The organism is Chryseobacterium sp. FW101-FHT12H09 (genome assembly GCF_058790395.1).
In genome coordinates, this window is record NZ_JBYTCP010000002.1 from 571,175 (window position 1) to 596,435 (window position 25,261).

The window sequence follows — 25,261 nt, forward strand, 5'->3', positions numbered from 1 at the left end:
ATTGTGTATGATAATTATCGTAAAAAACTATAAATCCGTTGCTGTTCCGACTTTGAATTTAATATTATAAGAAATTAAATTGACCGTTAATAAATAATTTCAAATTTTAATAAAATTTTAACCAAATTATATGCTTATCAAATTTCATTGGTAGTGTTTAATTTATATCTTTGTAAACTTAAATCAGAAGAAAAATATGAGTTTATTCGATATGTTTACGCAAGAAATTGCGATAGACTTGGGAACTGCTAACACACTTATCATCCATAATAATAAAATTGTTATAGACCAGCCGTCAATTGTTGCAATTGAACGATCTACTGGCAGGCCGATAGCTGTGGGTGAACAGGCTAAACATATGCAGGGGAAAACTCATGAAGATATCAAAACCATCCGTCCTTTGAAAGACGGGGTAATTGCAGATTTTCATGCTTCTGAACACATGATCAAAGAATTTATCAAAAAAATTCCTGGAATCAAAGGTAAATTTATCCAACCCGCTTTAAGAATCGTAATCTGTATCCCTTCAGGAATTACCGAAGTGGAAAAAAGAGCAGTAAGAGATTCTGCACAAAAGGTGAATGCTAAAGAGGTTAGGCTTATTTATGAGCCAATGGCAGCAGCAATAGGAGTTGGAATTGATGTTCAGAAACCTGAGGGGAATATGATCATTGATATAGGTGGGGGTACTACTGAAATTGCAGTTGTAGCTTTAGGAGGTATCGTTTGTGATAAATCTGTAAAAATTGCAGGTGATGTATTTACAAATGATATTGCTTATTTCCTGAGAACACATCATAATCTTTACATTGGTGAAAGAACTGCTGAGAGAGTGAAAATTGAAGTAGGATCGGCTGTTGAAGATCTGGATGTTGATATTGAAGATATCCCGGTACAAGGTAGAGACCTTATTACTGGTAAGCCTAAAGAAATTATGGTAGGTTACAAAGAAATTGCCCGTGCATTAGATAAATCTATTATCAGAATTGAAGATGCTGTAATGGAAACTCTTTCTTTAACGCCTCCTGAATTGGCTGCTGATATTTATAAAACAGGTATTTATCTTGCTGGAGGTGGTGCATTGTTAAGAGGTCTGGCAGACAGATTACACAAGAAGACAGGTCTTCCTGTTTTTGTAGCTGAGGACCCGTTGAGAGCGGTAGTTCGTGGGACAGGGATTGCACTTAAGAATATGGATAAATTCAATTTCTTAATCAAATAATTTTAACTTTTTACGATACTATCTGAATGGGATTTTTGCTGAGATTATTTTCGAAGAACGCTCTTTTTGTCTTCTTTATTTTCTTGCAAATTATTGCTCTGGTTCTTATATTCTCCAAAAATGCCATGCAGAAATCCTGGATCGCTGGTCAATCGGCCGCTTTAAATTCTTGGGTTTCAGGGTATATTGATGAGGGAGTTTCTTACTTGAAGCTGAAGCAGATCAACGAAGATCTTGTTGCTCAGAATAAAGCATTAATGATTGAACTGTATGGAAAAGATGGCGCAAAAAAACCTGTTTTTAGAAAAGTTCATGATACTTTAGGAGGTGGGCAGATCTATACATTTGTGGATGGCGAAATCGTTTTCAACAGTATAAACAGAAGAAATAATTATTTTACGATCAACCGGGGTCGAAGAGATGGTGTATTTCCTCAAATGGGAGTTATGGCGCCAAAAGGAGTAGCCGGAATCGTTATTAATTCTACAGATAGCTATGCGTTAGTTCAGTCGGTGTTAAGTGTAAACCGGATCAGAATCAATGCTGCTTTAAAAAAATCAGGATATTTTGGGACATTAACATGGAGTGGTGATAACTCCAGAGTTATGCATTTATCAGACGTTCCCAAATATGTTGCCTTGAAAATCGGAGACACCATTGTTACTGATGGTAAATCTGCAATTTTTCCGAAAGGTGTTATGATTGGTACTATTGCGGGATACTCCGTAGATAATAAAACAGGGTTTTGGGACATTTCAGTAGAACTAAGCGAGAAGATGGGTTCTTTAAGTAAAGTATTTGTTGTAAAAAGTCTGAAGAAAGCTGAGGTTCAAAAGATTCAAGATACATTACAGGCAGTAATAAAAAAGGAAAATGATTAGCAGAACACTATTTACGGATATTTTAATCATGATTTTTCTTGTTGCATTACAGATTTTTGTTTTGAACAGGATCACGCTGTTCGGAAAATACACTCCGGTGTTATATCCTGTATTTGTCATGTTTTATCCTTTCTTTAGAAATAAATTTCAATTTTTAGCATTAAGTTTTTTAATAGGTCTTTCTATAGATGCTTTCTTATATTCGTGGGGAATCAATGCCCTTGCAACTACACTCATCGCGTATTTCAGAACATTGATTTTTAGGACGTCTACCGACACGTCCACTGACTTCTTTTCATTTCAATCCCTTCAGTGGGGGCAGTTTTTACTGTTTCTTTTTTCAAGTATTTTCTTGCATCAGCTTTTAGTACAGTATATTGAGTTCTTTAAGTTCAGCAGGTTTTTTGAAATATTATTTAATGTGTTGGTAACAAGTGTAATTTCCTTTATATTTATAGTTATTTACGCATTAATATTTAAAATCAAACAAAAAGTTTGAACACACGCTATTTAAAAATCTTTGCCGTTGTTGCCGTTATTGCCCTGATCTTTGTGGCAAGGCTTGCTTATTTACAACTATTTACAGACCGGTATGCTTTGAATGCAGCCAATACATCTATTAAAATAGAATACGTTATCCCACAGAGAGGGGTGATTTTTGATAGGAATGGTAAAATTATGGTAGGCAATCAGCCTGCCTATGAGATTTCTTTTACTCAGGCTTTAATGAAGGCTGATTTCGATACTTTGGGATTCTGTAATTTAATGAAGATCAGTAAGTCTGATTTTATTAAGAAGATCAATTCAATAACCAAAGAGAAATATTATTCCAAGCTGACACCGATGACTTTTATCAAAGATCTCAGCAGAGAAGATATTGCCAGGGTTCAGGAAATTATATTTAAATATCCTGCGTTTAGTATCGTTTCGAGACCTCAGCGTCAATATGAAGTTTCCACTTCCGGAAACCTTCTGGGATATACCAGTGAAGTCAATGAAAGGGATATTAAAAAAGATTCTGTTTATTATCTTCCTGGAGATTTCATTGGAAAAACCGGTGTTGAAAAATCATATGAAAAAGAGCTTCGCGGAGTAAAGGGGATGAAATATATCCAAAAGGATATCAGACTCCGAAACATTGGCTCATATAAAAATGGAGCACTGGATAAAGATGTAATTACAGGAAAGGATATTACCTTAACCATCGATTATGATCTTCAGAGAATGGCCGAAGAAATGATGGTTAACAAACATGGGGCAATTGTCGCCTTAGACCCTAATAATGGTGAGGTTCTAGTTGCTGCAACTGGTCCGGATATTGATCCTAATCTTTTTACAGGGCCCTCCAAATCAAAAAATCTATACGCTTTATCAAAAGATACACTTTACGAAAATAAACCCACATTTGATCGCTCTTTACAAGCCGGTTATCCACCAGGGTCTACTTTTAAACTGCTTACTGCCTTATCTGCAATGCAGATGGGGGTAATGGATGAAAATACAATCTTTCCTTGTGGAGGAGGATTTAATTATAGAGGATTAAGGATAAAAGGCCACGGTGGTGCAATTCCTTTGATCCCTTCAATTCAGGTTTCCAGTAACTGTTATTTCTCCTATGCATTTTTGGCTATTGTTAATAAATATCCTGGAAATCCTTCAAAAGGAGTTGATGAGTGGAAGGCCATTATGAGTAGCTTCGGAGTTGGAGAATTTTTAAATAATGATTTTGCCGTAGGAGCAAAAGGAAGGATTCCTTCTGGAGAATTTTATGAAAAAAGAATGAAGAACATTCTTAAAGCTAGTGGTTCTAAAAAAGACTATAAAAACTGGGATGTTTTAGCAACTGGTGCAGTTTTCAATGGGATGGGACAAGGTGATGTTATGGTTACTCCTCTTCAATTGGCAAATTATGTTGGAGCTATTGCTAATAAAGGATGGTACTATACACCGCATATTGTAAAATCCATAGACGGGAAGCCCAATCCTGATCCTAGATTTAAAAAGAAACATAAAACTTTAGTTGATCCTAAACACTTTGGTCCAGTTCTAAAAGGAATGGAGGCTGTAGTTTTAAATGGTACAGCAAGGGGATTAAAATCAAACGATTTTACCCAATTAGCAAAAACAGGAACAGCACAGGTTCCTCAGGGTAAGGACAATTCTATTTTTGTATTGATTGCTCCTGCAGATAAGCCTAAAATTGTTGTAGTTGCGGTAATGGAACATGCCGGATTTGGAGCAACATGGGCAGGGCCAGCCAGTACTGTAATCGCAGAAAAATATATTACCGGTGATCTGAAAAGGGAGAATCTTTATAAAAAGATGACCTCAGCCAGTTTTATGCCTGAATATAAAAGACAATGGATTGTTGATTTAAAACGTAAAGGTTTATATAAAGATCCAAAACTGGATTCTGTGAAGCTTAAGAAAATGCAAGACAGCTTAGATTTTATCAAAAAGCAAAAAGAAAAATTGCAGAAGCAGATAAACGCAGAAACTCAAACTAAAAAAACCAAAGAGCAATGAAATGGACAGAAGGATTAGATAAATTAGGTCTGGGTCTGTATTTCTTGCTTTGCATTTTTGCAATAGCAAATATCTACAGTGTTGAGCCTGCCAGTGGAACCAGACAGGCTGTTTGGTTTGGAGTATCTGTTTTTGTTGGTTTAATTATTTTCTTTACCCGGACTAAGTTCTTTGAAAACATGGCTGGGATCATTTATATTATTGGAGTTCTATTACTGATCGGCTTATTTCCTTTTGGAAAAGAAGTATTGGGACAGAAGAACTGGTATAAATTTGGACCTTTAAGTTTACAGCCGGTTGAATTTGCCAAATTAGGAACAGCATTAATGCTGGCTAATTATGTGTCAGGACCCGATTTTAATTTAAGTAATAAAAAGTCTCTCCTAACGTCTTTAGCAATTGTAGGAATCCCTGCAGTAGTGGTATTGGCAATTCCGGATGTTGGGTCATTGCTTGTTTTCGTGGCTTTTTTTATCGCTTTATATAGAGAAGGATTAAGTGGATTATTATTTGGAATTGGATTTCTATTTGCTTCGGTTTTCTTAGTTTCATTAGCCGTAAATCCTATTTACGTCACTATTGCTATTTTGATAATTGCTGGAATTTTAATAGCCCTGAACTATTATAAAATGTCCTGGGATGTTATTTCGATTTCGAGTATTGCGGGATCCATTATCCTGCTTTGTGGTTTGGCTTTTGCAACACCATACGTTTTAGAAAAACTGCCGAAACACCAAAGGGAGAGAATTGAGGTTCTCTATAAAGGTGAAAAAGCTTTTAGAGATACTTCGGGATATAACCTTCTTTATTCTAAAACGGCGATTGGTTCTGGAGGGCTTTTGGGAAAGGGATATCGTGAAGGATCTGTGACTCAGGGGAAGTTTGTGCCTGAACAAAGTACCGATTACATTTTCTGTACAGTTGGTGAAGAATGGGGTTTTGTAGGAAGTGCAGGTTTGGTATTGTGTTATATGCTCTATATAGGGAGAATTTATTATCTCGCAGAAAAGCAGAAATCTACTTTTAACAGGGTATTTGGTTATTGCTTTGCCTCGATCCTACTGATGCACTTTTCAATCAATTTAGGGATGGTTATGGGGCTTTTTCCAACTGTTGGGATTCCATTGCCTTACTTTAGTTATGGAGGAAGCTCATTGTTGGCCTTTTCTACCATGACTTTTATCTTCTTTAAACTAAATTATTCTGATAAGAATAGCTTGGTTTAAATCTTATCATTACCAAGAATTACTTAAAACGGCTTATGAAGGAAGCATATATTTCAGACCAAAGTTTTGATGCTATAAATTTTGGGCAGTCTCCCTTGGAAAAAGGAGAATATGAAAACTGTATTTTCAGCAATTGTAATTTTGAATATGCAGATCTTTCAGAATTTAGATTTACAGATTGTGAATTTATTGGATGTAATATGAGTATGGCCAAGCTGGTTTCAACAGCATTTAGAGACGTATATTTTAAAGACAGTAAAATGTTCGGTTTACAGTTTAACGATTGTAATGAATTTGGACTTTCTTTTAGATTTGAAGGTTGTTCTCTGAATAACTCTACTTTTTATAAAACCTCCTTAAAGAAAACCTCTTTTAAAAATTCAAAGCTTATTGAGGTAGATTTTGAAGCATGCGATCTGTCAAATGCATTCTTTATGAATTGTGATTTGTCGGGAGCAATCTTCGAGAATACAAACCTTGAGAAGGTTGATTTTAGGAGCTCTTTTAATTATACGATCAATCCTGAATCCAACAGGCTTAAAAAGGCAAAATTTTCACTTTCTGAAGTTCATGGTCTCTTATATAAATTAGATATAGAGATCGAAAGGAATAGCTAGTTAAGAGCCTTAAATAAAATAAAAGAAAAAGCCATCAAATATATTTGATGGCTTTCATTATTTAAATCAATTATTTAAAATTAAAAACTTGTCGCTGTTGATGCTGTAGTTGCAGCTAAGTTGTTATATGCATCACCTTCTTCATTGATCACTCTTTTTGCAAATCTGAATTTCGGACCCCAATAAGAATCATTAAGCGACGAAATCATAACTCCTTTTGAAGTGGCTGCGTGAATAAATTTAATTTCACCATCTTCAGAAACACTTTCTACAATACCTACGTGAGAAATTCTTCTTCCATGTGAAAAGAAAATCAAGTCTCCTTTTTGTAAGTTTTCCTTTTCGATTCTTTCTCCTTCCTGAGATTGAGAAGCCGCTACTCTTGGTAAACTAAGACCTGCTGCAGCACCGAATACAGAAAGAACGAAAGCTGAACAATCTATACCGTTTCTTGTTGTTCCTCCATATCTGTAAGGAGTTCCCAGGTACGTTTGAGCTTCGTTAAGGATATTGTCGATTGTTGTATTGTGTTTGATTGCTTTTGCAATCTCAGAATTTTTTAAAGTATTTTTTGCGTTGTTTAAAACGGCTGCCTTCTCAGAGATAAAAGAATTGATCAATTGCTTCTTATCCTGCTCCATTTTCTTGGTATCAATAGAAGCTAGTTTGGCATCTGTTTTGTATTCTTTAGTGTAAGTTGCTGGCTTTGCAACAACGTAGTTGGTAACGCATGATTGCAATGATACAGTAGAGACTAAAGCAACTAAATAAAACAAAACTCTTTTCTTCATATATATTTGATTATCCGTGTTAAATAAGGAATATTTATTTCTAAAAGCATTACAAAAGTAGAGATTCCAACTTGAAGAGCTTTGATATGATTAATATCAGGTTCTTACTTTAACACATTTTAACATATTATTTACGTATGTTAAAGAAAAACAAACCGCAACATCCCTTTTTTGGTGATACTGCGGTTTTTTTTATTAAGATTCTTTAACAAAGTAAATGGTGATTCCTTTGTTATTGGGATTATTTTTGTTTCTAATCAAAAAATGAATAAAAATTCCTATTAACAGGATATTAAGATTAATCTATTTTGAGAGCTTCACTTTTATGTTCTGTCCATCACGGATTTCTTCAGTGGCTAATTTGATAATTACATCATTAGGGCTCACAGGTCCAATAATCGTAGTTGTGTCGGTATTTGAAATGCCTGCTGTAACGGGTATCCAATGTGCCGTGTTTTTTTCTACTCTGATAACGAATACCCCAAGTGTAGAATTTAATACGGCTGATGTAGGAACAGACAAGGCTTTATTATTGTCATTTAGAGGCAGGATTACATTAGCAACCATTCCCGGTAATAGCTTCTTATCTTTGTTGTAGACATCCATTTCTACAGACTGGGAACGTAAACGATTATCCAACGCGCCTGCAAACCTTGATACCTTAGCTGTAAAGGTTTCTCCCGGGATAGACTGTACAGAGAATTTTATCTCCCCATCTTTATTAAGACTTCCTGTATATGACTCAGGAACATTCACCACCAAACGTAATTTATTTTGTTGTACTAAACTAAAGAGTGGGAGTTCAGATCCTTTTCCTGATGGACCTACATAAGCTCCGGCGCTTACATTTCTCGTTACAATATTTCCACTGAATGGGGCTTTGATCTGTAAATAATTTTTGACATCCATTACTTCCCGATAAGAAGCTTTCGCTGCTTCCAGTTGAGCGATATCAGACTGTTGTGCAGCAAGAGCCTGCTCAAGATCAAGAGCAGATATTGTTCCAGGTGTTTTGCTTGTTTCTTTCAATCGGTTATATTTTGCCTTGCTGGCAATATATATTGCTTCTTTTGATTTTAATGTGGAAGCAGCAGCATTTTGTTGTGCATTCATCTCAGGTGCTTCTAATGTTGCTAGAAGTTGTCCTGCAACTACCTCATTTCCTACATCCACATATAATTTCTTAACGAAACTGCTTATTTTTGCATAGACATCAACTTTTTGAAAAGGTTGAAGCTCACCGGGAATGGTAGTAGATGATGCAAAATCTCCTTGTTTTGGATTAATTGCTTCTATTTCCGGTGCCGATGGAGTTGTTGTTTTTTTTACTTCAGCTTTGTTCTGCTCACAGCTCTGTAGGCTGAAAAGTAGAACTGCAACTGGAATAACATATTGATATAATCGATTCATAATTAAATTTTTAATAGCCATTAGGTTTTCTTTATTTTGAAAGTTCGGGTATAAAATGAATACTTTCTTCATCCTCAGGATCAAGCGATACACTTTGTGTTGATGTTTTTCCTTGTCCCCATGCAAAAGCTAGTGGAAGAATAAACAGAGCTGCAAATGTAGAAGCGATTAACCCTCCGATTACAGCTCGTCCCAAAGGAGAAACCTGATCTCCCGCCTCTCCTAATCCCAAAGCCATGGGAACCATTCCTACAACCATTGCCAGAGCCGTCATTACAATAGGTCTTATTCTTAAAGCAGCAGCCTCTTTAGCAGACAGTAAAGCATTGCCATTATGCTTTCTTAATTGTTCAGCATTTGTAATAAGTAATACTGCATTAGAGATAGATACTCCGACAGACATGATGATACCCATATAAGATTGTAAATTAAGTGTTGAGCCACTTACGATCAATAGAGCAAGGGCCCCTAATAATACGGCAGGTACGGTGACCAATACGACTCCAGAAACCTTAAAGGATTGGAAGTTAGCAGCAAGCATTAAAAAGATTACCATAATAGCAATGATCAAACTGCTTTGTAAACTACTTAAAGTATCATTAAGGGTTTGACTTAATCCTATTAATCCTATATTCAGACCCCTTGGAAGTTCTCCAAAATTGTTGATGACTTTTTGAACATCTCTTGAGGCTCTTCCCAAATCGGTATGATTTAAGTTTGCTGTTACTGTAAGCATTGGCATGGCACCAAGGTTATCTGTTTCACCATACGTGAAACTGTCTTTTATGGTTGCTACATCACCTAAGTTAGGTCTGTTCGAATTTTTCTGTAATGGAATGCCAGCAATTTCTGCCTTACTGTTCATTTTATTTTCAGGGATCTGTACCTGAACATTGTAGCTGTATCCAGCTTTTTCATCAGTCCAAATATTCTTTTCTGTATATCTGGATGAAGAAGTTGAAGCCACCAATGAGCGTGAAATGTCTGTCATGTCAACTCCCAACTGAGCGGCACGAATACGGTCTACATTAATATCAATAGAAGGGTATTTAATAGACTGTCCTATTTGTACATCCCGTAGATATGGGATCTTCTTAAGTTCTATTTCTATTTTTTTAGCATAAGCTTCATTCAATTCTTTGCTTCTTCCGGATAATCGCACCTCAATTGGAGTAGGAGATCCCTGGCTTAGAATTTTTTCTGTTAATTCAATAGGTTCAAAGGAAAGCTTCATTTCGGGATTAATGCTTTTAGCTTTCTCTCGAATCTTATCTTTGAGATCATCTAAATTAGTATGAAATCCTTCTTTTAAACCTACCTGTAATACAGTCTCATGGGATCCTGCCATCCAAAGATATATTGGACTCACTGAGAAAAGGTTAGGGTGGGTTCCTACATAAGCTGAAGTAATTGAAATATTGTCCTTGCCCACAATGTCCTTAATCCCGTCCAGTAATTTTAAAGTTTGAAGTTCAGTTGTTTCAATTCTTGTTCCATCGGGAATACGGGTTCGAACCTGAAATTGAGAACCATTTACCTGAGGCAAAACATCTCTTCCTATACTATTCAGAAGCAGCGCAACAAGTCCCATTGCAACTAAAATATATGCAGAAACAATGATCTTTCGAAAAGGCATGATGCGATCCAGGAATTTTAGATAACGGAATCTCACTTTTTCGAATAAACTTACCTTACCATCCCTGTTGCTGTCTATATTTTTTAGCAGTATTTCTTTTTGACTCCATGTATCACTTTCATCACTTAAACCTGCAGCTTTCAACTCTTCTGCTTCAGTCATGATGTGGCCGTCTTTTGCTTTGTGGTGTTTTACTTTCATGATCCAGTTGGCCATTACCGGAACAAAGGTCTGTGCAAGGAAATAAGAGATGATCATGCTGAATCCTATAGCCAAAGCAAGAGGTAAGAATAAAGATCCTGGAATACCTTCCATTGTAAATGCCGGTGCAAAAACAGCAAGAATACAGAATAAGATCAATAATTTTGGAAAAGCAATTTCTTTACAGGCGTCCCATATTGCTAATGCTTTTGGTTTCCCCATATCCAGATGCTGATGTATATTTTCTATCGTCACCGTACTTTCATCGACGAGAATACCAATAGCTAATGCGAGACCACTTAGCGTCATGATATTAATAGTTTGTCCGAAAAGATTAAGAAATAGAACCGCCGAAATAATAGATATCGGAATGGTGAGGATTACAATAATAGCTCCCCGTATATCTCCGAGGAATAATATTACCATCAATCCTGTCAGTAAAGCACCAATTGTTCCTTCACTCATTAAACTTTTAACAGAATTAATTACATAAGTAGATTGGTCAAATTCAAAACTTACTTTTACATCGTCCGGAAGATTGGATTGGATCTGGGGAAGTTGTTTTTTAAGATTCTGAACAACATCCCAGGTGGATGCATCGGCACTTTTAGCGATACTCAGGTAAACAGAACGGCGACCATTAACCAATGCATAACCGGACGTCATATCAGCTCCATCAGTTACTGTTGCCACATCTTTTAAGTAAAGATTCTGAACACCGCCTTTATATAAAGGAATATTCCCAAAATCTTTTACATTCTTGATCATGGTATTGGTTGGGGTGATATAAAATTTATCACCAATACGCACATTTCCTGAAGGAGCTGTCTGGTTGTTTAAGCGTAATGCTTCTACCAGCTGATCAGGGGTTAAATTATGTTGACGGAGTAAATCCGGATTGGCATTGATAACTACGGTACGTATATTTCCTCCGAAAGGTGGAGATGAAACAATTCCTGGAATTGAGGTGAAAGTTGAACGTACATAAACGTTTGCTAAATCGAGTAGTTCATTATTATTTCTTTTGTCACTGCTTAAAACGAGTTGTCCAACAGGGAGTGTAGAGGCATCAAAACGAATGATAAAAGGTGGATTGGATCCTGGTGGAAATGCTGCCTGAATCCTTGTTGAAAATGAGTTGAGCTCAGCCGCAGCCTGAGCCATATTTGTTCCCGGATAGAAATTTATTTTCATTAATGTCAATCCCTGGATGTTTTTAGTTTCAATACTTTTAATCCCATTAACGAAAAGGAAGATATTGATGTATTGTTTAGCAAAGAATGCTTCCATCTGTTGTGGAGTATATCCGCTAAAAGGATGTGAAACATAAATAACCGGTAAGTCCAGTTTGGGGAAGATGTCTACTTTAATGGAGCTTGCTGACCGTATTCCAAAGAAAAACAGTCCTGCTACAAGTACCAGAATCGTAATGGGTTTTCTTAATGCAAATCTTATTAAATTCATTGATCTATTGTTGATGTAATTTATATTAGTCCTTACAGCTCGCTTTCAAAAACGGTAAAATCACCTGTAGCTGCTGCCTTTAGTAATAAGGCATTCCAAACGTTGCTGATGGCGATATCTCTGTCTGTTTCTGCTCTTATGAGTGCGTAAATTGATTGGGAAAGATCAACCAGATCAGTTAATCCATTTTTATATAATACAGAGCGTTGGATATAAGCATCGGTTGCTGATTTTAATTGGGCTGGAACCTGGTCATATACAGTAAGCGCGTTATTCCATTTGTTTTCAGATAAATCCAATTGTGCTTTAAGCTGTTGTTCTGCAAGATCATATTCGTGTTTTAACCCCTGACTTACATAATCCTGTGCACTGATTTCTTTTGATAGTCTGAAGGTTTGTGTAAAATTCCAGGATACACCCAAGCCGATCAGATAATTGCTTCTGGTAGGATGAATTCCATCCCAATAAGAAGTGGAGTAGTCATTCTGATTCTGTGCATATCCATTTCCAAACCCCGACGCTCTAGTCTGGATAATACCAACCATAGAAAATGAGGGGTAATATTGAGTTTTCAGAAATTGTCTTTCCTGTTCACTCACATCGATACGGCTTTTGTAAAATGCTAAAAGGGGATGATCTTTTAAAACAAATGTTTTTTCTGATGGAAGATCTACGGGGACCCTTTTGAGAATAGTGCTGTCTAATTTAAATTCCTGAGCCGGAATTCCCATAAGTTGTGCTAATTTATTCTCCTGTTCCTGTTCATTGTCCTTGGCTTTTGTGTAGGTGATCATAGCATTTGCATAATCAGCTTTAGCAAGAGATAGATCAACACCCGGAACGAGCCCGTTTTTTTCTTTAACCTCAACAATTCTTCTTATAGTATCCGTTCTTCCTACGTTTTTTTCGTAGGATAACTTCAACTTTTTAGCTGCCAGTACATTCAGATAAGCGGCGGCTACTTTTATTTTGTGTTGAAAGATTTCATCAGAAAGGTCTCTGGTGTCTCTTTGGTTTTTAAATTCAGCAACTTTAACCCTTTGTTTGGCTTTACCAAATGAAAAGAATTCCCAGTTGACATTTGCAAGGTACAAAGCACCAAAGGATGCATTCCAATTTTGCTCCGGTAGTGGAAGGCCGGATGAAGCGACTCCATAACCTCCAAACCCATATAAAGGTCCATTCTGGCCATTCACTGTTCCAAAATCCTGCTGTACACTTAAGTTAAGGTTGGGCAGATATTGCCTCTTAGCCAATTCTACAGATTCCTGAGAGGATAGACGATAGGATTCTTTTGCTTTAATGGTTCCATAATTATGAACCGCTGTTTCAAGCGCAGATTGTAGTGAGATGACTTCCTGCGCACTCACTTTGTTGATTAAAAAAATCGTTGAGATGGATAGAATAAAAGCTCTTAAAAGCATCGAGTATAGTTTTTTCTTTATTCAAAGTAAAAAACATATTTTGAAGCAAATTTGAAGTTCTATTTAATTTGATCAAACGTCCTATTTGAGAAAGTGTTTTTTTATTCTGCAAAATTAAGGTTAGGCTGTATGCTTCCAATTTTTGTCAAAGGATTTTTAAAGATTTTAGCCGGAACAAAAAGAACATGATTTTCTATACTGCTAAAATATACTGTAATGCTATGCCATCCATCTACGAAATCATAATAAACCGGAAATGCATTAACCTCACAAATTTGTTTTACAATAGACAGCCCCAATCCAATACTTTCAGTGGACTGATTGCTTTTTTTAAATCTTTTAAAAAGTTCCTGGGTAGGGATATCCGGAGGTAAACCAGTGTTGCTGATTTGAAAAAACTGACTGGTAAGGTTAATCTCTATATTGCCATTTTTTAAATTATGTCGAATAGCATTGGATAAAAGATTACTTAAAAGTATTTCTGCTAGAGCAGGGTGGATTTTTATAAATACATCTTTTTCGCAATTTCTGTTGAGGGTAATATTCTTCAGTGCTATATGGTCAGAATAAGCATTTATGGTTTCTTTTTCAACCCTGCAGAATTTTAATTTCTGTTCGGTTAAAAATTCATGATTATTAAGTTTGGTAAGTAGGATCAGTGAGCGGTTGATCCTGCTTAGCTTATCAATGGAATTTTGAATATCCGTAAGCAAGGCAGCTTGTTTTCCATTAATTTCTGTTTCTGCCAAAAGTTCAATTTTACTCTGTATAATAGCTAAGGGAGTTTGTACTTCGTGAGAAGCATTTTCGCTGAATTCCTTAACCGAAGCATAGTCTTCTATCGCTTTGTCAGTCATTAATCTAAGAAACTCGTTGAGCTTTTTAAATTCATTGGTGCTTGTCGGTAAAAGATCCAGAGGTTCTTTTTTTTGGATATTAAAATGATGGATGTTATCAATGGCGTGATGAAAGGGTTTGAGGATGTACCTTGATAATATTCTGGCAGTAACAAAAACAATAAAAGTGATGAGTAATACTTTTAAAATTAAGGCACTTAACATCCCTTGCATAATTTGTTCTGTAGACGTAATATAGCTGTAGGAAGAGATTTTGTACGTTTTATTTGCGGCTGTTACAAAGGAATTGATCTGTATTTTACATTCGTTACGGGAAATTCCATTGTTATCAAGACAGGTGTGTATAATTTCAGGGTTTGTGGGAACGATACCACTTCCCGCATATGGCTTGATGGATATAGGTAAACCCTGGGATGTTTTTTCCGGGGTTTCACCTCTTTTTAATTGGGAAGCTACATAATTATTCACTGATCTCAACCGTTCTATTTCTACATTATCCAATCGTTTTTTAATATTGGTGTAAGAGATATACATACTGAGAGGGGTGACCAACAGTACAATAGCGATAAACCAAATGGATATTTTGTTTAATAAATTCATGAGCTCGGGTATTTTAACGCATTAAATTTATATCCCAATCCGTAAATAGTTTCCACGTAATCATTACCCTGTGCCGTAGCTATTTTTTTTCTGAGATTTTTAACATGTTGATATACAAAATCAAAATTAGCTAAATTATCAGTATAATCACCCCAAAGATGATTGGCAATTGACTGTTTGGATAGAACCCTGTTTTTGTTTACTAAAAAATAAAGCAATAGTTCAAATTCTTTTTGAGTGACTTCTAATCTTGTTTCATGAATAAAAACTTCAAAAGTATCGGTGTTCAATAGAATCTCATTAAATTTTACATCATTATACCCGTCCATTTTTTTTCTGCGGTAAACTGCTCTTAACCTTGCGTGCAATTCAGGTAAGTGAAAAGGTTTGGTAATATAATCATCGGCTCCTTTTTCGAGACCTTTAATTTTATCATCTAATGCATCCTTGGCAGAAATGATTAATACACCACTGTTGATCTTCTCATTTTTGACATGATTCAGCAAATTAAGGCCATTGCCATCCGGCAGCATAATATCCAGTAATATACAGTCATAGGTGTTGAAGCTCAGGCGATCCAAAGCTTCATTATAATTATAGGCACATTCGCAGATGTAATGCTCTTCTTCAAGATAATAGGTCATGCTCTGAGCAAGTTCTTTATTATCTTCGATGATCAGGATTTTCATGAAGTACAAAGTTAAAACTAAATCTTATATCAATTTTGAAGTTGTGTAAAATATTGTTTTTTAGGCCTTTAGTTTGTCTTGTTTTCGATAACGGAAATAAAAAAAACTCCCCGAATATTCGGAGAGCTTAACTAATATGGAACTTTATAAATATTATTTTGTAAATAACATTTCTCTGTATTTCGTCATTGGCCAAAGTTCATCATCCACCATCATTTCAAGATTGTCTGAAGCTTCTCTGATTCCATCAAATAAAGGAATTACTTTACTACAGTACTGCTCTGCTTGTTTTTGGCTGTCAGAAACCGCTTTTGCAGCTTCTCTCGCAATGATAAGTTCTTCAACACCTAACTTGATTTTAGAAACATTCTCAGAAATATGAGTGATCAGGCTCATTTGCTCTTTCGCTAATACTTTGAATTCTTTGTCTCCAAAAATTTCTTTAAGACCTTTTACGTTTTCAATTAATCTGTTTTGATATTTTAAAGCTGAAGGAATAATATGGTTTCTAGCAATATCACTTAAAACTCTTGCTTCAATATCAATAACTGTTGAATATTTTTCAAGTTTGATTTCATTTCTAGCTTCTACTTCTCTATGTGTAAATACTCCTATTTCTTCATATAAAGCTAAAAACTTCTTATTCATTTCTTGTTTTAAAGCTTCAGGAGTGGTTTTCCAGTTATTCAAACCTCTCTTTTTAGCTTCTTTTGCCCAATCATCAGAATATCCGTCACCTTCAAACATAATATTTTTACATTGTTTGATGTATTCTCTTAGGACGTTGAAGATCGCTTCGTCTTTTTTTAATCCTGTTTCGATAAGCGCATCAACTTCTTTTTTGAAATCATTTAGCTGTTTTGCAGCAATGGTATTCATTACGGTCATAGATTCTGCACAGTTTGCAGAAGATCCTACCGCTCTGATCTCAAATTTATTTCCTGTAAATGCAAATGGAGAAGTTCTGTTTCTATCCGTGTTATCCAATAGGATTTCAGGAATTTTTCCAACTACATTTAATTTTAATTCTGTTTTTTCTTCAGGAGATAATTTCCCGCTTGTTACTTTTTCAAGCTCTTCTAAAACTCTGAACAGCTGACTTCCAATAAATACTGAAATAATTGCCGGTGGAGCTTCATTAGCACCTAATCTGTGGTCATTGCTTGCAGAAGCAATACTTGCTCTTAAAAGGTCAGCATACTCATGTACTGCTTTAATGGTATTCACGAAGAACGTTAAGAACTGTAAGTTTTTCTTAGGATTCTTTCCTGGGCTTAGTAAGTTTTCTCCTGTATCAGTAGCAAGTGACCAGTTGTTGTGCTTCCCGCTTCCGTTCACTCCTGCGAATGGTTTTTCGTGGAATAAGATGTGGAAATGGTGTTTGTGAGCAACTCTTGCCATGATGTCCATCAATAAAGAGTTGTGGTCTACAGCAACGTTTACTTCTTCAAACATTGGAGCCAGCTCGAATTGGTTAGGAGCTACCTCGTTGTGTCTTGTTGTTACCGGAATTCCTAACTTCATACATTCTATTTCCAGCTCTTTCATGAAGTTCATCACTCTCGTTGGGATAGATCCGAAATAATGATCATCAAGCTGTTGTCCTTTTGCCGGAGAGTGACCTAGTAAAGTTTTACCTGTCAATACTAAATCCGGACGGGATTGAAATAATGCTGAATCAACTAAGAAATATTCTTGCTCCCATCCTAAAGTAGGAGTTACTTTTGTTACGTTTTTATCAAAATACTGCATTACGTTTGTTGCAGCTTCATCCACGGCATTTAGAGCTCTTAATAAAGGAGCTTTATAGTCTAATGTTTCTCCTGTGTAAGAAATAAAGATAGAAGGGATACAAAGTGTAGTTCCCATAATGAAAGCTGGAGATGTAGGATCCCAAGCGGTATAGCCTCTTGCTTCAAATGTATTTCTGATTCCTCCGTTCGGGAAAGAAGAAGCATCCGGTTCTTGCTGGATAAGCAGGTTTCCACTGAATCTTTCGATTGCTCTTCCACCTTCGATTGGTGTAAAGAAAGAATCGTGCTTTTCCGCAGTTGTTCCTGTTAAAGGCTGAAACCAGTGTGTGTAGTGTGTTGCCCCTTTGCTCATTGCCCAATCTTTCATAGCTACAGCTACCTGATCTGCGATGTGTCTCTGGATTTTAGTCCCTTTTTTTATAGCATCCATAATAGAGTTGAATGCTTCTTTCGTTAAATATTCTCTCATTGTTACTTCTGAGAAAACATTTTGACAGAACAGTTCTGACAATTTTGCAGGAACTTCGATAGAATTATCCTTTCTAAAGTCCTTAAATGGTAATGTTTCTAACGCTTTGAATCTTAAAGTTGACATAATAGGGTTAATTTTACAGGGCAAATTTACAAAAAAAATGAATCGAAAACATTTTAACCCTAAAAAATATAGGGGTAATGTGAAAAAAAATAATTTCTAACTGTTGATTGAGCTTTTAGAAGATGTCGTAAAAACTAATATTGATAAAATGCTTGTTAAAAGATACTTAAAATAAAATTGACCAAAGAGTCGTATATTTGTGTGAAATTTATTTTATGACAAATTCTAGAGCAAGAGAAACAACAGAGGCTATTGAAAGATTATATATTTCTATGAGACATTTGTTTTATAGAGGGTTTTTTAAGCCAGGGGGTGTTTCAGGAGAAAGTATCAGAAGTTTGTTAAAAACAATCAACCCTGAAATTTATGGTACCATGAATGTTCCCAATAAATTGGAGCTTGATGGTTTGATGTATGTTTTAGACAGACTTCCTGAAGGAATTGAGGAATGTGCTTTTATTCATCTTACATCAGATGAGGGTTTTGATAAAGGAAGTTTCGAACCTATTGTTCCTAAAAAGAGAAGGAGAAACTGTTATAGAATAGATGAACACCAGATGAATATTGAAGTTCTTTTGGGACGTTCAGAAATCTATGATATTCTTACTCACTTAACATTCTTATTTATTGAAGCCGATAAGATCCGTAATCTGGCTTTCATTCAGGATGAAAACTGGAAACCTACGCGGGCTTTTAAAATTATCGAAGAGGTAGTAAAAGGTGAAAAGAAATTTAGCAGAAGGGAAAAAGAAGTAGCACTTATTCATTTGTCTTCTTTAATAGGAAGAACTTTTGAGGAAACATTAAGGGCTTATAATACTTTTGGTGATGATGAAAATCCTGATCGTTTATTTAAGATCATTTACAACTTAGGAAAAGTAAGTTTAGATGATGCTAAACAAAGCAGAGAAAGAGAAATTCATTTCAGTGCTATATTAAAGGAAAGAGTAGGGCATCATTATTTTGGAGAGAAGTGGGCAAATAAAGTGAAGGAGATTTTATTTGAAAATAATCTTCATATGCGTCCTTTGCATATTATTTCAGCGAATATGCACTCCGTAAAAAATATGTTGTATGCCAATGATGCTTTGAAGAAAAAAGATCATAAGGAAGTAGACTATAAATTATATGGTGAAATTTCTGATAAAAAAGATCTTCGTGATAAAGTTTCAAAATATGCTGCTGATCAAGGATTGATATATATAGACGACAAAAGTGGAAGTAATATAGATGTTCAGATCATTGATTTAAGCAAAACAGAGCTTAAAAACACTCCTTTCGGACATGCAAAATATTCAGGAGATGATGTAATCATGGTTTTTGACTATGCTTTCGGGGAACAGGCTTTTGAAGTAATGGATGAGCTTTTAAGACCTTTCGAACATACAGGAGAAGTCTATATGATGAAAGTGAAATCTGTTTCTATCATGGGTAAAGCAGGAATCCTAAATGGAGCAAAAGGAGATATTATGATTCCTACTTCTCATATTTTTGAAGGGACAGCGGATAACTATCCTTTTGAAAATGCTCTAAAGCTTGATGATTTTAAGGATGATGAACTGAAAGCTTTTGAAGGGACAATGATTACCGTTTTAGGAACTTCGCTTCAAAATAGAGACATTTTATCTTACTTCATGAATACTTCATGGAAAGCGATAGGTCTTGAAATGGAGGGTGCACATTATCAAAAAGCAATTCAGGTAGCATCTAAGATCAGACATCATATTGCACCGGATCTTTTTGTTTGCTACGCTTACTACGCTTCGGATAATCCATTGGAAACGGGAAGCACCCTTTCTTCTGGAGGTTTAGGACTTACCGGAGTGAAGCCAACATACCTCATCACTTTAAAGATCCTTGAAAAGATCTTGCAAAGCGGAAAGAAAGAAGTTTCTTCTAAAAAATAATTTAATTTTAAATTAAATATAAACCTCAGGTGTGTATGCATTTGAGGTTTTTTGATTTTAAACACGGATAGCATTAATTATTTTCACAAATAGCACGAATATATTTGTGTTTAAACCGTGTAAGTATTTGTGCATTTGTGGTTAAAAAAAATCTCTGTTATCTGCTAAATCCACGAGATTTTAAATTTAATTATCTTTAGATACAAAATTTTAAAAATGAGCTCAGTAATACAACTATCAAAAAGATTCAGGGAAGTTTTACTTGATGGATTTTGGATTGCCAATACCAATTTTAAAGATCAACTTTCTGATGTAACCTGGGAACAAGCAACGACAAAAGTTGGTTCTCTGAATACCATTGCGGCTTTAACCTTTCATATTGATTATTATATTGCAGGAATTGTTAATGTATTTGAAAGTGGGGATCTTGAAATAAGAGATCAATTTAGTTTTGATCTTCCTCCTATTGAATCTCAGAAAGATTGGGAAGAATTATTGAATAAGCTGTGGTTAGACTCCGAGAGGTTTGCTACATTGCTTGAACAAATGCTTGATGCTAAGCTGGATGAAGTTTTTGCAGACGAGAAATACGGAACGTACAGAAGGAATATCGATGGGATGATTGAGCATAGCTACTATCATTTGGGTCAGATTACTTTGATAAAAAAACTGATGAATCCATAACAATAGATTTCCATTCAGAATCATTTTCTTAATATGCGAGGAAATAGAATTAAATAAGATGAAAATCCTATATAACTCTGCATTTTTGAGGATTTTGGATAAATTACTTACCTTTAAAAAAAATAAATTTTAAATGAAAAAGTCGATTGCAATCATTTTTGCTTTTATCATTTCACAGCTTCAGGCCCAACAAACACCTTATTATCAGCAGGCTGCGAAGTACAAGATGGATATTGATGTTAATGCAGAAAAATTTACTTACCAGGGAACCCAGACATTAGAATATACGAATAACTCACCGGATGAACTTAATGTGGTGTATTTTCATTTATATTGGAATGCTTTTAAACCTAACTCAATGATGGATCAAAGAGTAGCAGGTCAAGGTAAAAATGGTGATTCAAGATTGCAAAAGGACGGAGTTTCAAGATTAGCTTCTATTCCTAAAGATCAGGAGGGAGCGCAAAATATACACTGGATCAAACAGAATGGGAAAGACCTGAAATTTGAAATCCAGGAAACAATAATGAAGGTTTATCTGAGTGAACCGATCAAGCCAAACTCTACGACATCTTTCACTATGGAATGGGATGCTGTGATTCCACAACAGATTCGAAGAAGTGGACGAAATAATAGAGAAGGAGTAGATATGACCATGACGCAATGGTATCCCAAAATTTCAGAATATGATTATGATGGATGGGCTACTTTTGATTATATAGGAAGAGAGTTTCATGCACCGTTTTCAGACTTTGATGTTACCATTAAAATAGATAAAGATTATGTAATAGGAGCAGGAGGAATCCTTGAAAACCCTACGGAAGTAAAAGGCTATGATGCCAACGCAAAGATTAAAACTGAAAAAAATAAAAAAGCAATATGGAAATGGACTGCTAAAAATATTTTGGATTTTGCATGGAGTGCGGATAGAGATTACGTTGTTAACGGTTTTGATGTTCCAAATGGGCCAAAGGTATTTTTAGTATATCAGAAAAACGATAAAACTAAAGTTTGGGGTGAAGCTCAACCTTATGTTACTAAATATTTCCAGATCATGAATTCGCATTTTGGAAAATATGCCTATCCTACTTATGCTTTTATCCAAGGTGGAGATGGTGGAATGGAGTACGGAATGTGTACCATGATTTTAGGGGAATCAAAAGATATGGAAGATTTAATGGGATTAATGGCTCATGAAGGATCACATTCCTGGTATCAGCAAATGCTTGCGACTAATGAATCAGTTCGTCCGTGGATGGATGAAGGATTTACAAGTTATGCAGAAGGCTATGTAATGAATCAGCTATTTCCTCCAAAAGATAAACTTCCTAATCCTTTTGTTGATAGATTAAACGCTTATAGAAGTTTTGTGAAAAAAGGAATTGAAGAGCCGGCTGTATGGTTGGGAGACCATCATGATAACGGGACATCTTATACTTTTTCTACCTATGTGAAAGGAGAGCTGTTTTTGGTTGAATTAGGATATATAGTTGGTGAAGAAAATCTTTCGGAGATTCTGAAGCAGTATTTTGATAAATGGAGTTTAAAACATCCTACAGATAGGGATTTTCTTCATATTGCGCAGAAAGTATCCGGAATGGATCTGAAGTGGTTCCATCATTACTGGATCAATACCACAAAAACTATTGATTATGGAATCAAAGATGTGAAATATGATGCAAAGTCTACCACTGTTACTTTGATTAATAACGGACAGGTACCTATGCCTATTGATTTCAGCGTTGTGACGAAAGATAAAAAAATTGTTACTTATCAAATTCCTACTAATCTTACGCATACATGGAAACAGAAAGATGCGTATGGGGATTTCAAGACAATGAATTACTGGCCATGGACTCAGAAAGAATATACCCTGACGATTCCTTATTCTAAATCTCAGTTAGAGGTTTTAGGAATCGATTTTAGTCAGCGGTTAGCTGATGTAAATATGGAAGATAATTTTGTTGAAATTAAATAAAACAAAGAAAAATAAAAGAGGAGTATTGAAAAATACTCCTCTTTTATTTTAATATAATATTGAGAATGACTAAATGGTTACCATATTACAGGTGAACCACAATCCTGGATCGAAACTCTGCAGTTAGGAACAAGGCATGGGTTAATAGGGCATTTGGTACCTGGGCACAATGCCGGTACACCACTAGGCATAGGACAAACTACATCTCCGCCTGTTATAGACTTTAATGCACTTCTTGACATTTTCTTTAAATTTTTCATATTATTTTCTTTAAATTGATTGGATAACAAATGTATTTTAAAACAGTCCCTCGTAACAGGATGAATATATAAGTGTTTCATTTGATTTAATAAATGCAGCTGTATAGCTCTTAACTGTGATTTTATAAAATTATATAGCTGAATCTCATTTAATTGAGATAAAATTAATTTGTATTTAATTTTTTAATTGTAAAGGTTTATTTTTACAGTTATTTTCAAACCCTTTTAGTTTAAAGAATAAATGAATTCTATCGTTATAAATATAGGAAACAGCAATATCAGATTTGGACTTTTTGATGATGATAACTGTGATATTTCATGGGTAATTAATACAAAGCCCTATAGAACGGCTGATGAGTTGTATGCGCAAATGCTCATGCTTTATCAGACTTATAAGATCGAACCTAAGGATATAAGCAATATAATTATTGGTTCAGTAGTGCCTCAGCTTACCAAAGTAATGAGCTCAGCCATAAAAAAAATTCACGGTATTCTTCCTGTAATTGTTGATAGAAATACCCCTTCTGAAGTACAGGCAAAATCTAAGCAGATGGGAACTGATATTTATGCTAATCTTGTTGCGGCACACACCATGTATCCCGATCGCAAGAAAATTATTATTGATTTTGGAACGGCACTTACGGCGAGCTGTGTTACAGAAACAGGTGAAACCCTTGGGGTTATTATTGCACCAGGAATTATAACCTCATTAAATTCTTTGATCAGTCAAACCGCCCAGCTTCCTGAAATTGAATTGAAGAAGCCGAAATCGGTTCTGGGGCTTGATACTGTAACGTGCATGCAAAGTGGAATGGTATATGGGTTTCTGGGGATGGTAGAAGGCTTCGTAGACCGTATTAATGAAGAAGTAAATGATGACTGTTTTGTGATAGCAACAGGAGGTGTTTCTCATGTTTACAAACCATTAACGAATAAAATACATATCACAGACCGACTTCATACACTAAAAGGATTGTATTTTTTAGGTAAAGATAGATCATGAAAGAATTCCCAATAATAGAGACAGAAAGACTTATTCTTTCAGCATTGAATACGGAAGATATTCCTTATGTTGTAGAATATCTGCAGGAGAAAGTTTTTTCGGAACTTACTTCCAATATTCCGTATCCTTATTCTGTAAAAGATGCTGAATTCTGGGTGAAGATTTCCCACGAAGCTTTTGAAAATAGATCAGGATACACTTTTGCGATTCGAAATAAAGAACATAAGATAATTGGTGCTATTGGAATTCATGATAGGGGTGATGATAAAGCAGAATTAGGTTATTGGCTGGGCGTTCCATTTTGGAATAAAGGCTATGTAACAGAAGCGGCATCAGCTGTTGTTGATTTTGGCTTTAAAGAATTGGGATATAATAAAATATTTGCTACTCATTTTTTTCACAATCCATCTTCAGGCCGTATCATGCAAAAGATTGGAATGGAGAAGGAAGCTATCTTAAAACAACATCTCAAGAAGGATGGAGAATATTTTGATATTTCCATGTATTCTATTTTTAAGAAAAAGTAGCTTTATTTGACTATATTAGAGATGGCTTTCTATCGAAGGCTCATTAAACTAATACTATGAAAAAAATAACTATTTGTTTTTTCTTATTATCTCTTTTTATTATCAATGCACAGACAAAAGTAGCTGGGACTTATCATGTTAGTTCTGGAAATCCAGATGATGGGGGATATCACTGGATGCTTTTTGAGAATCATAATTTTGCTATGGTTACTTTTGGGCAGATCATTGCCGGAAAATGGAGTATAGACGATAAAAATGTAATTTCATTTACCCCATCTACTCCTAAATTTCCCTTCGATGTTTATGGCAGGTATGATTCCGCTCTTAAAGGAACAAAAATTATGTTTGATAATTTTGATATCAATGCTAAAACGTATATAGGAGATACCGATCAGGGAGTACAGCCCATTTTAGGTGAAAATGCCAATTGTCTCCCATATCCATTGCTAAAGGAATTCAATAAGGATTTTAAAGATCTTGTTTTATCAGCGACTATGTTTGATCAGACAAAGGAAACATTTTATGTGGCAGAAAATAAAAAATATAATGATTTTATTATTATGTATTATTCATCTGCAACAAGACTGCGCCCATTTATTGCACGCCTGAAAGGGGGTCAATTGTATTTCAGAGATGATAACCGTCCTTCTTCTCCAAGAAAAGATATTAGTCCAAAAGAATTAAAAGAGATGGGAAAATTTGTTAGCGAGGGTGTATCAGCGGTTTCAAAAGAATTTATTATCAGTAATAAAGCCTACAATATTGAATCTTATGGGCCAGGAGAAAGGAGCGCGGATTTAGATGAAGAAGCTTATTTAAAGTACAATTACAATTATAACGATGCAAAAGAAATTTATACAGTAAAAGAGCCAAATGCCGTTTCAGAAGATGATGCATACCACGATCTGAATACCTTATATAAATATCGTAGAATTGAGTTAAAACCTAATCAGAATTCATATAAGAAAATAGAGAAGAGTATCTTCAATATTACCTGTAAGGACTAGTC

Annotated in this window: 20 protein-coding genes; 12 read left to right on the forward strand and 8 right to left on the reverse strand. The window is 35.2% G+C overall.

Annotated features, from left to right (window positions below):
* Nucleotides 1-196: 196 nt before the first annotated feature.
* From AC3WRL_RS08420 to AC3WRL_RS08445, 6 genes are read left to right on the forward strand one after another with little or no spacing between them, the layout of a single operon-like run.
* Entirely contained in the window at nt 197-1,222 is a 1,026-nt protein-coding gene (locus AC3WRL_RS08420; protein ID WP_034680746.1) for a rod shape-determining protein, read from the forward strand.
* 26 nt (nt 1,223-1,248) lie between these two features.
* The gene (gene mreC / locus AC3WRL_RS08425) at nt 1,249-2,103 is read left to right on the forward strand and encodes a rod shape-determining protein MreC (RefSeq protein ID WP_214830377.1); all 855 of its coding nucleotides are present in this window, start codon (nt 1,249-1,251) and stop codon (nt 2,101-2,103) included.
* Nucleotides 2,096-2,602 (forward strand): rod shape-determining protein MreD, encoded by a 507-nt coding sequence (locus tag AC3WRL_RS08430; protein WP_089028523.1) that lies wholly within the window; start codon nt 2,096-2,098, stop codon nt 2,600-2,602. The genes mreC and AC3WRL_RS08430 overlap by 8 nt, the downstream gene beginning before the upstream one ends.
* Complete coding sequence (locus AC3WRL_RS08435) at nt 2,599-4,629, forward strand: peptidoglycan D,D-transpeptidase FtsI family protein (protein WP_492330090.1); 2,031 nt, start codon at nt 2,599-2,601, stop codon at nt 4,627-4,629. The genes AC3WRL_RS08430 and AC3WRL_RS08435 overlap by 4 nt, the downstream gene beginning before the upstream one ends.
* Nucleotides 4,626-5,855: a rod shape-determining protein RodA gene (gene rodA / locus AC3WRL_RS08440; RefSeq protein WP_214830381.1), complete on the forward strand. Its 1,230-nt coding sequence runs from the start codon at nt 4,626-4,628 to the stop codon at nt 5,853-5,855. Before AC3WRL_RS08435 ends, rodA begins: the two co-directional genes overlap by 4 nt.
* Before the next feature lie 35 nt (nt 5,856-5,890).
* Nucleotides 5,891-6,472 (forward strand): pentapeptide repeat-containing protein, encoded by a 582-nt coding sequence (locus tag AC3WRL_RS08445; protein ID WP_214830401.1) that lies wholly within the window; start codon nt 5,891-5,893, stop codon nt 6,470-6,472.
* Between the two features lie 80 nt (nt 6,473-6,552).
* Here AC3WRL_RS08445 and AC3WRL_RS08450 read toward each other — a convergent pair whose 3' ends face one another.
* The 7 genes from AC3WRL_RS08450 to AC3WRL_RS08480 form a co-directional block, all read right to left on the reverse strand.
* On the reverse strand, nt 6,553-7,263 hold the full coding sequence (locus AC3WRL_RS08450; protein ID WP_214830412.1) for a C40 family peptidase: 711 nt from the start codon (nt 7,261-7,263) through the stop codon (nt 6,553-6,555).
* Nucleotides 7,264-7,566: 303 nt separating this feature from the next.
* On the reverse strand, nt 7,567-8,673 hold the full coding sequence (locus AC3WRL_RS08455; protein ID WP_261510716.1) for an efflux RND transporter periplasmic adaptor subunit: 1,107 nt from the start codon (nt 8,671-8,673) through the stop codon (nt 7,567-7,569).
* A 31-nt stretch (nt 8,674-8,704) separates the two neighbouring features.
* Nucleotides 8,705-11,974, reverse strand: coding sequence for an efflux RND transporter permease subunit (locus AC3WRL_RS08460; RefSeq protein ID WP_214830415.1), 3,270 nt, complete (start codon nt 11,972-11,974; stop codon nt 8,705-8,707).
* A 32-nt stretch (nt 11,975-12,006) separates the two neighbouring features.
* Nucleotides 12,007-13,398, reverse strand: coding sequence for a TolC family protein (locus AC3WRL_RS08465; RefSeq protein WP_492330091.1), 1,392 nt, complete (start codon nt 13,396-13,398; stop codon nt 12,007-12,009).
* 101 nt (nt 13,399-13,499) lie between these two features.
* Nucleotides 13,500-14,855, reverse strand: coding sequence for a sensor histidine kinase (locus AC3WRL_RS08470; protein ID WP_492330092.1), 1,356 nt, complete (start codon nt 14,853-14,855; stop codon nt 13,500-13,502).
* Nucleotides 14,852-15,544 (reverse strand): response regulator transcription factor, encoded by a 693-nt coding sequence (locus AC3WRL_RS08475; RefSeq protein ID WP_214830420.1) that lies wholly within the window; start codon nt 15,542-15,544, stop codon nt 14,852-14,854. The genes AC3WRL_RS08470 and AC3WRL_RS08475 overlap by 4 nt, the downstream gene beginning before the upstream one ends.
* A gap of 153 nt (nt 15,545-15,697) precedes the next feature.
* Complete coding sequence (locus AC3WRL_RS08480) at nt 15,698-17,893, reverse strand: glutamine synthetase III family protein (protein ID WP_214830422.1); 2,196 nt, start codon at nt 17,891-17,893, stop codon at nt 15,698-15,700.
* 215 nt (nt 17,894-18,108) lie between these two features.
* Here AC3WRL_RS08480 and AC3WRL_RS08485 point away from each other — a divergent pair, with 215 nt between their 5' ends.
* The 3 genes from AC3WRL_RS08485 (at nt 18,109) to AC3WRL_RS08495 (ending at nt 22,462) form a co-directional block, all read left to right on the forward strand.
* A complete protein-coding gene (locus tag AC3WRL_RS08485; RefSeq protein WP_214830423.1) occupies nt 18,109-19,800 on the forward strand; it encodes a DUF6909 family protein in 1,692 nt (563 codons plus the stop codon).
* A 216-nt stretch (nt 19,801-20,016) separates the two neighbouring features.
* Nucleotides 20,017-20,484, forward strand: a complete 468-nt coding sequence (locus AC3WRL_RS08490) for a DUF1572 domain-containing protein (RefSeq protein WP_492330093.1) — start codon at nt 20,017-20,019, stop codon at nt 20,482-20,484.
* A 133-nt stretch (nt 20,485-20,617) separates the two neighbouring features.
* Entirely contained in the window at nt 20,618-22,462 is a 1,845-nt protein-coding gene (locus AC3WRL_RS08495; RefSeq protein WP_492330094.1) for a M1 family metallopeptidase, read from the forward strand.
* A gap of 77 nt (nt 22,463-22,539) precedes the next feature.
* On the opposite strand, the gene AC3WRL_RS08500 is transcribed toward AC3WRL_RS08495, so the two are convergent.
* Entirely contained in the window at nt 22,540-22,722 is a 183-nt protein-coding gene (locus AC3WRL_RS08500) for a bacteriocin-like protein (protein WP_214830429.1), read from the reverse strand.
* Between the two features lie 241 nt (nt 22,723-22,963).
* On the opposite strand from AC3WRL_RS08500, the gene AC3WRL_RS08505 reads away from it, so the two are divergent.
* Genes AC3WRL_RS08505 through AC3WRL_RS08515 form a run of 3 tightly spaced genes read left to right on the forward strand, consistent with a single transcriptional unit; the run spans nt 22,964 to nt 25,259 of the window.
* Complete coding sequence (locus tag AC3WRL_RS08505) at nt 22,964-23,725, forward strand: type III pantothenate kinase (RefSeq protein WP_214830431.1); 762 nt, start codon at nt 22,964-22,966, stop codon at nt 23,723-23,725.
* Nucleotides 23,722-24,252 carry a GNAT family N-acetyltransferase gene (locus AC3WRL_RS08510; RefSeq protein ID WP_214830433.1) on the forward strand — a complete coding sequence of 177 codons (531 nt, stop codon included), beginning with the start codon at nt 23,722-23,724 and terminating at the stop codon, nt 24,250-24,252. The genes AC3WRL_RS08505 and AC3WRL_RS08510 overlap by 4 nt, the downstream gene beginning before the upstream one ends.
* Before the next feature lie 56 nt (nt 24,253-24,308).
* A complete protein-coding gene (locus tag AC3WRL_RS08515; protein WP_492330095.1) occupies nt 24,309-25,259 on the forward strand; it encodes a hypothetical protein in 951 nt (316 codons plus the stop codon).
* The last annotated feature ends 2 nt before the right edge of the window (nt 25,260-25,261 follow it).

Bases quoted from the DNA above. Each gene is read 5' to 3' on its own strand.
- AC3WRL_RS08515 (WP_492330095.1), top strand. From the start codon at position 24,309: ATGAAAAAAATAACTATTTGTTTTTTCTTATTATCTCTTTTTATTATC.
- AC3WRL_RS08495 (WP_492330094.1), top strand. From the start codon at position 20,618: ATGAAAAAGTCGATTGCAATCATTTTTGCTTTTATCATTTCACAGCTT.
- AC3WRL_RS08445 (WP_214830401.1), top strand. From the start codon at position 5,891: ATGAAGGAAGCATATATTTCAGACCAAAGTTTTGATGCTATAAATTTT.
- AC3WRL_RS08485 (WP_214830423.1), top strand. From the start codon at position 18,109: ATGACAAATTCTAGAGCAAGAGAAACAACAGAGGCTATTGAAAGATTA.
- AC3WRL_RS08450 (WP_214830412.1), bottom strand. From the start codon at position 7,263: ATGAAGAAAAGAGTTTTGTTTTATTTAGTTGCTTTAGTCTCTACTGTA.
- AC3WRL_RS08420 (WP_034680746.1), top strand. From the start codon at position 197: ATGAGTTTATTCGATATGTTTACGCAAGAAATTGCGATAGACTTGGGA.
- AC3WRL_RS08470 (WP_492330092.1), bottom strand. From the start codon at position 14,855: ATGAATTTATTAAACAAAATATCCATTTGGTTTATCGCTATTGTACTG.
- mreC (WP_214830377.1), top strand. From the start codon at position 1,249: ATGGGATTTTTGCTGAGATTATTTTCGAAGAACGCTCTTTTTGTCTTC.
- rodA (WP_214830381.1), top strand. From the start codon at position 4,626: ATGAAATGGACAGAAGGATTAGATAAATTAGGTCTGGGTCTGTATTTC.
- AC3WRL_RS08465 (WP_492330091.1), bottom strand. From the start codon at position 13,398: ATGCTTTTAAGAGCTTTTATTCTATCCATCTCAACGATTTTTTTAATC.
- AC3WRL_RS08480 (WP_214830422.1), bottom strand. From the start codon at position 17,893: ATGTCAACTTTAAGATTCAAAGCGTTAGAAACATTACCATTTAAGGAC.
- AC3WRL_RS08455 (WP_261510716.1), bottom strand. From the start codon at position 8,673: ATGAATCGATTATATCAATATGTTATTCCAGTTGCAGTTCTACTTTTC.
- AC3WRL_RS08510 (WP_214830433.1), top strand. From the start codon at position 23,722: ATGAAAGAATTCCCAATAATAGAGACAGAAAGACTTATTCTTTCAGCA.
- AC3WRL_RS08490 (WP_492330093.1), top strand. From the start codon at position 20,017: ATGAGCTCAGTAATACAACTATCAAAAAGATTCAGGGAAGTTTTACTT.
- AC3WRL_RS08475 (WP_214830420.1), bottom strand. From the start codon at position 15,544: ATGAAAATCCTGATCATCGAAGATAATAAAGAACTTGCTCAGAGCATG.
- AC3WRL_RS08460 (WP_214830415.1), bottom strand. From the start codon at position 11,974: ATGAATTTAATAAGATTTGCATTAAGAAAACCCATTACGATTCTGGTA.
- AC3WRL_RS08500 (WP_214830429.1), bottom strand. From the start codon at position 22,722: ATGAAAAATTTAAAGAAAATGTCAAGAAGTGCATTAAAGTCTATAACA.
- AC3WRL_RS08505 (WP_214830431.1), top strand. From the start codon at position 22,964: ATGAATTCTATCGTTATAAATATAGGAAACAGCAATATCAGATTTGGA.
- AC3WRL_RS08430 (WP_089028523.1), top strand. From the start codon at position 2,096: ATGATTAGCAGAACACTATTTACGGATATTTTAATCATGATTTTTCTT.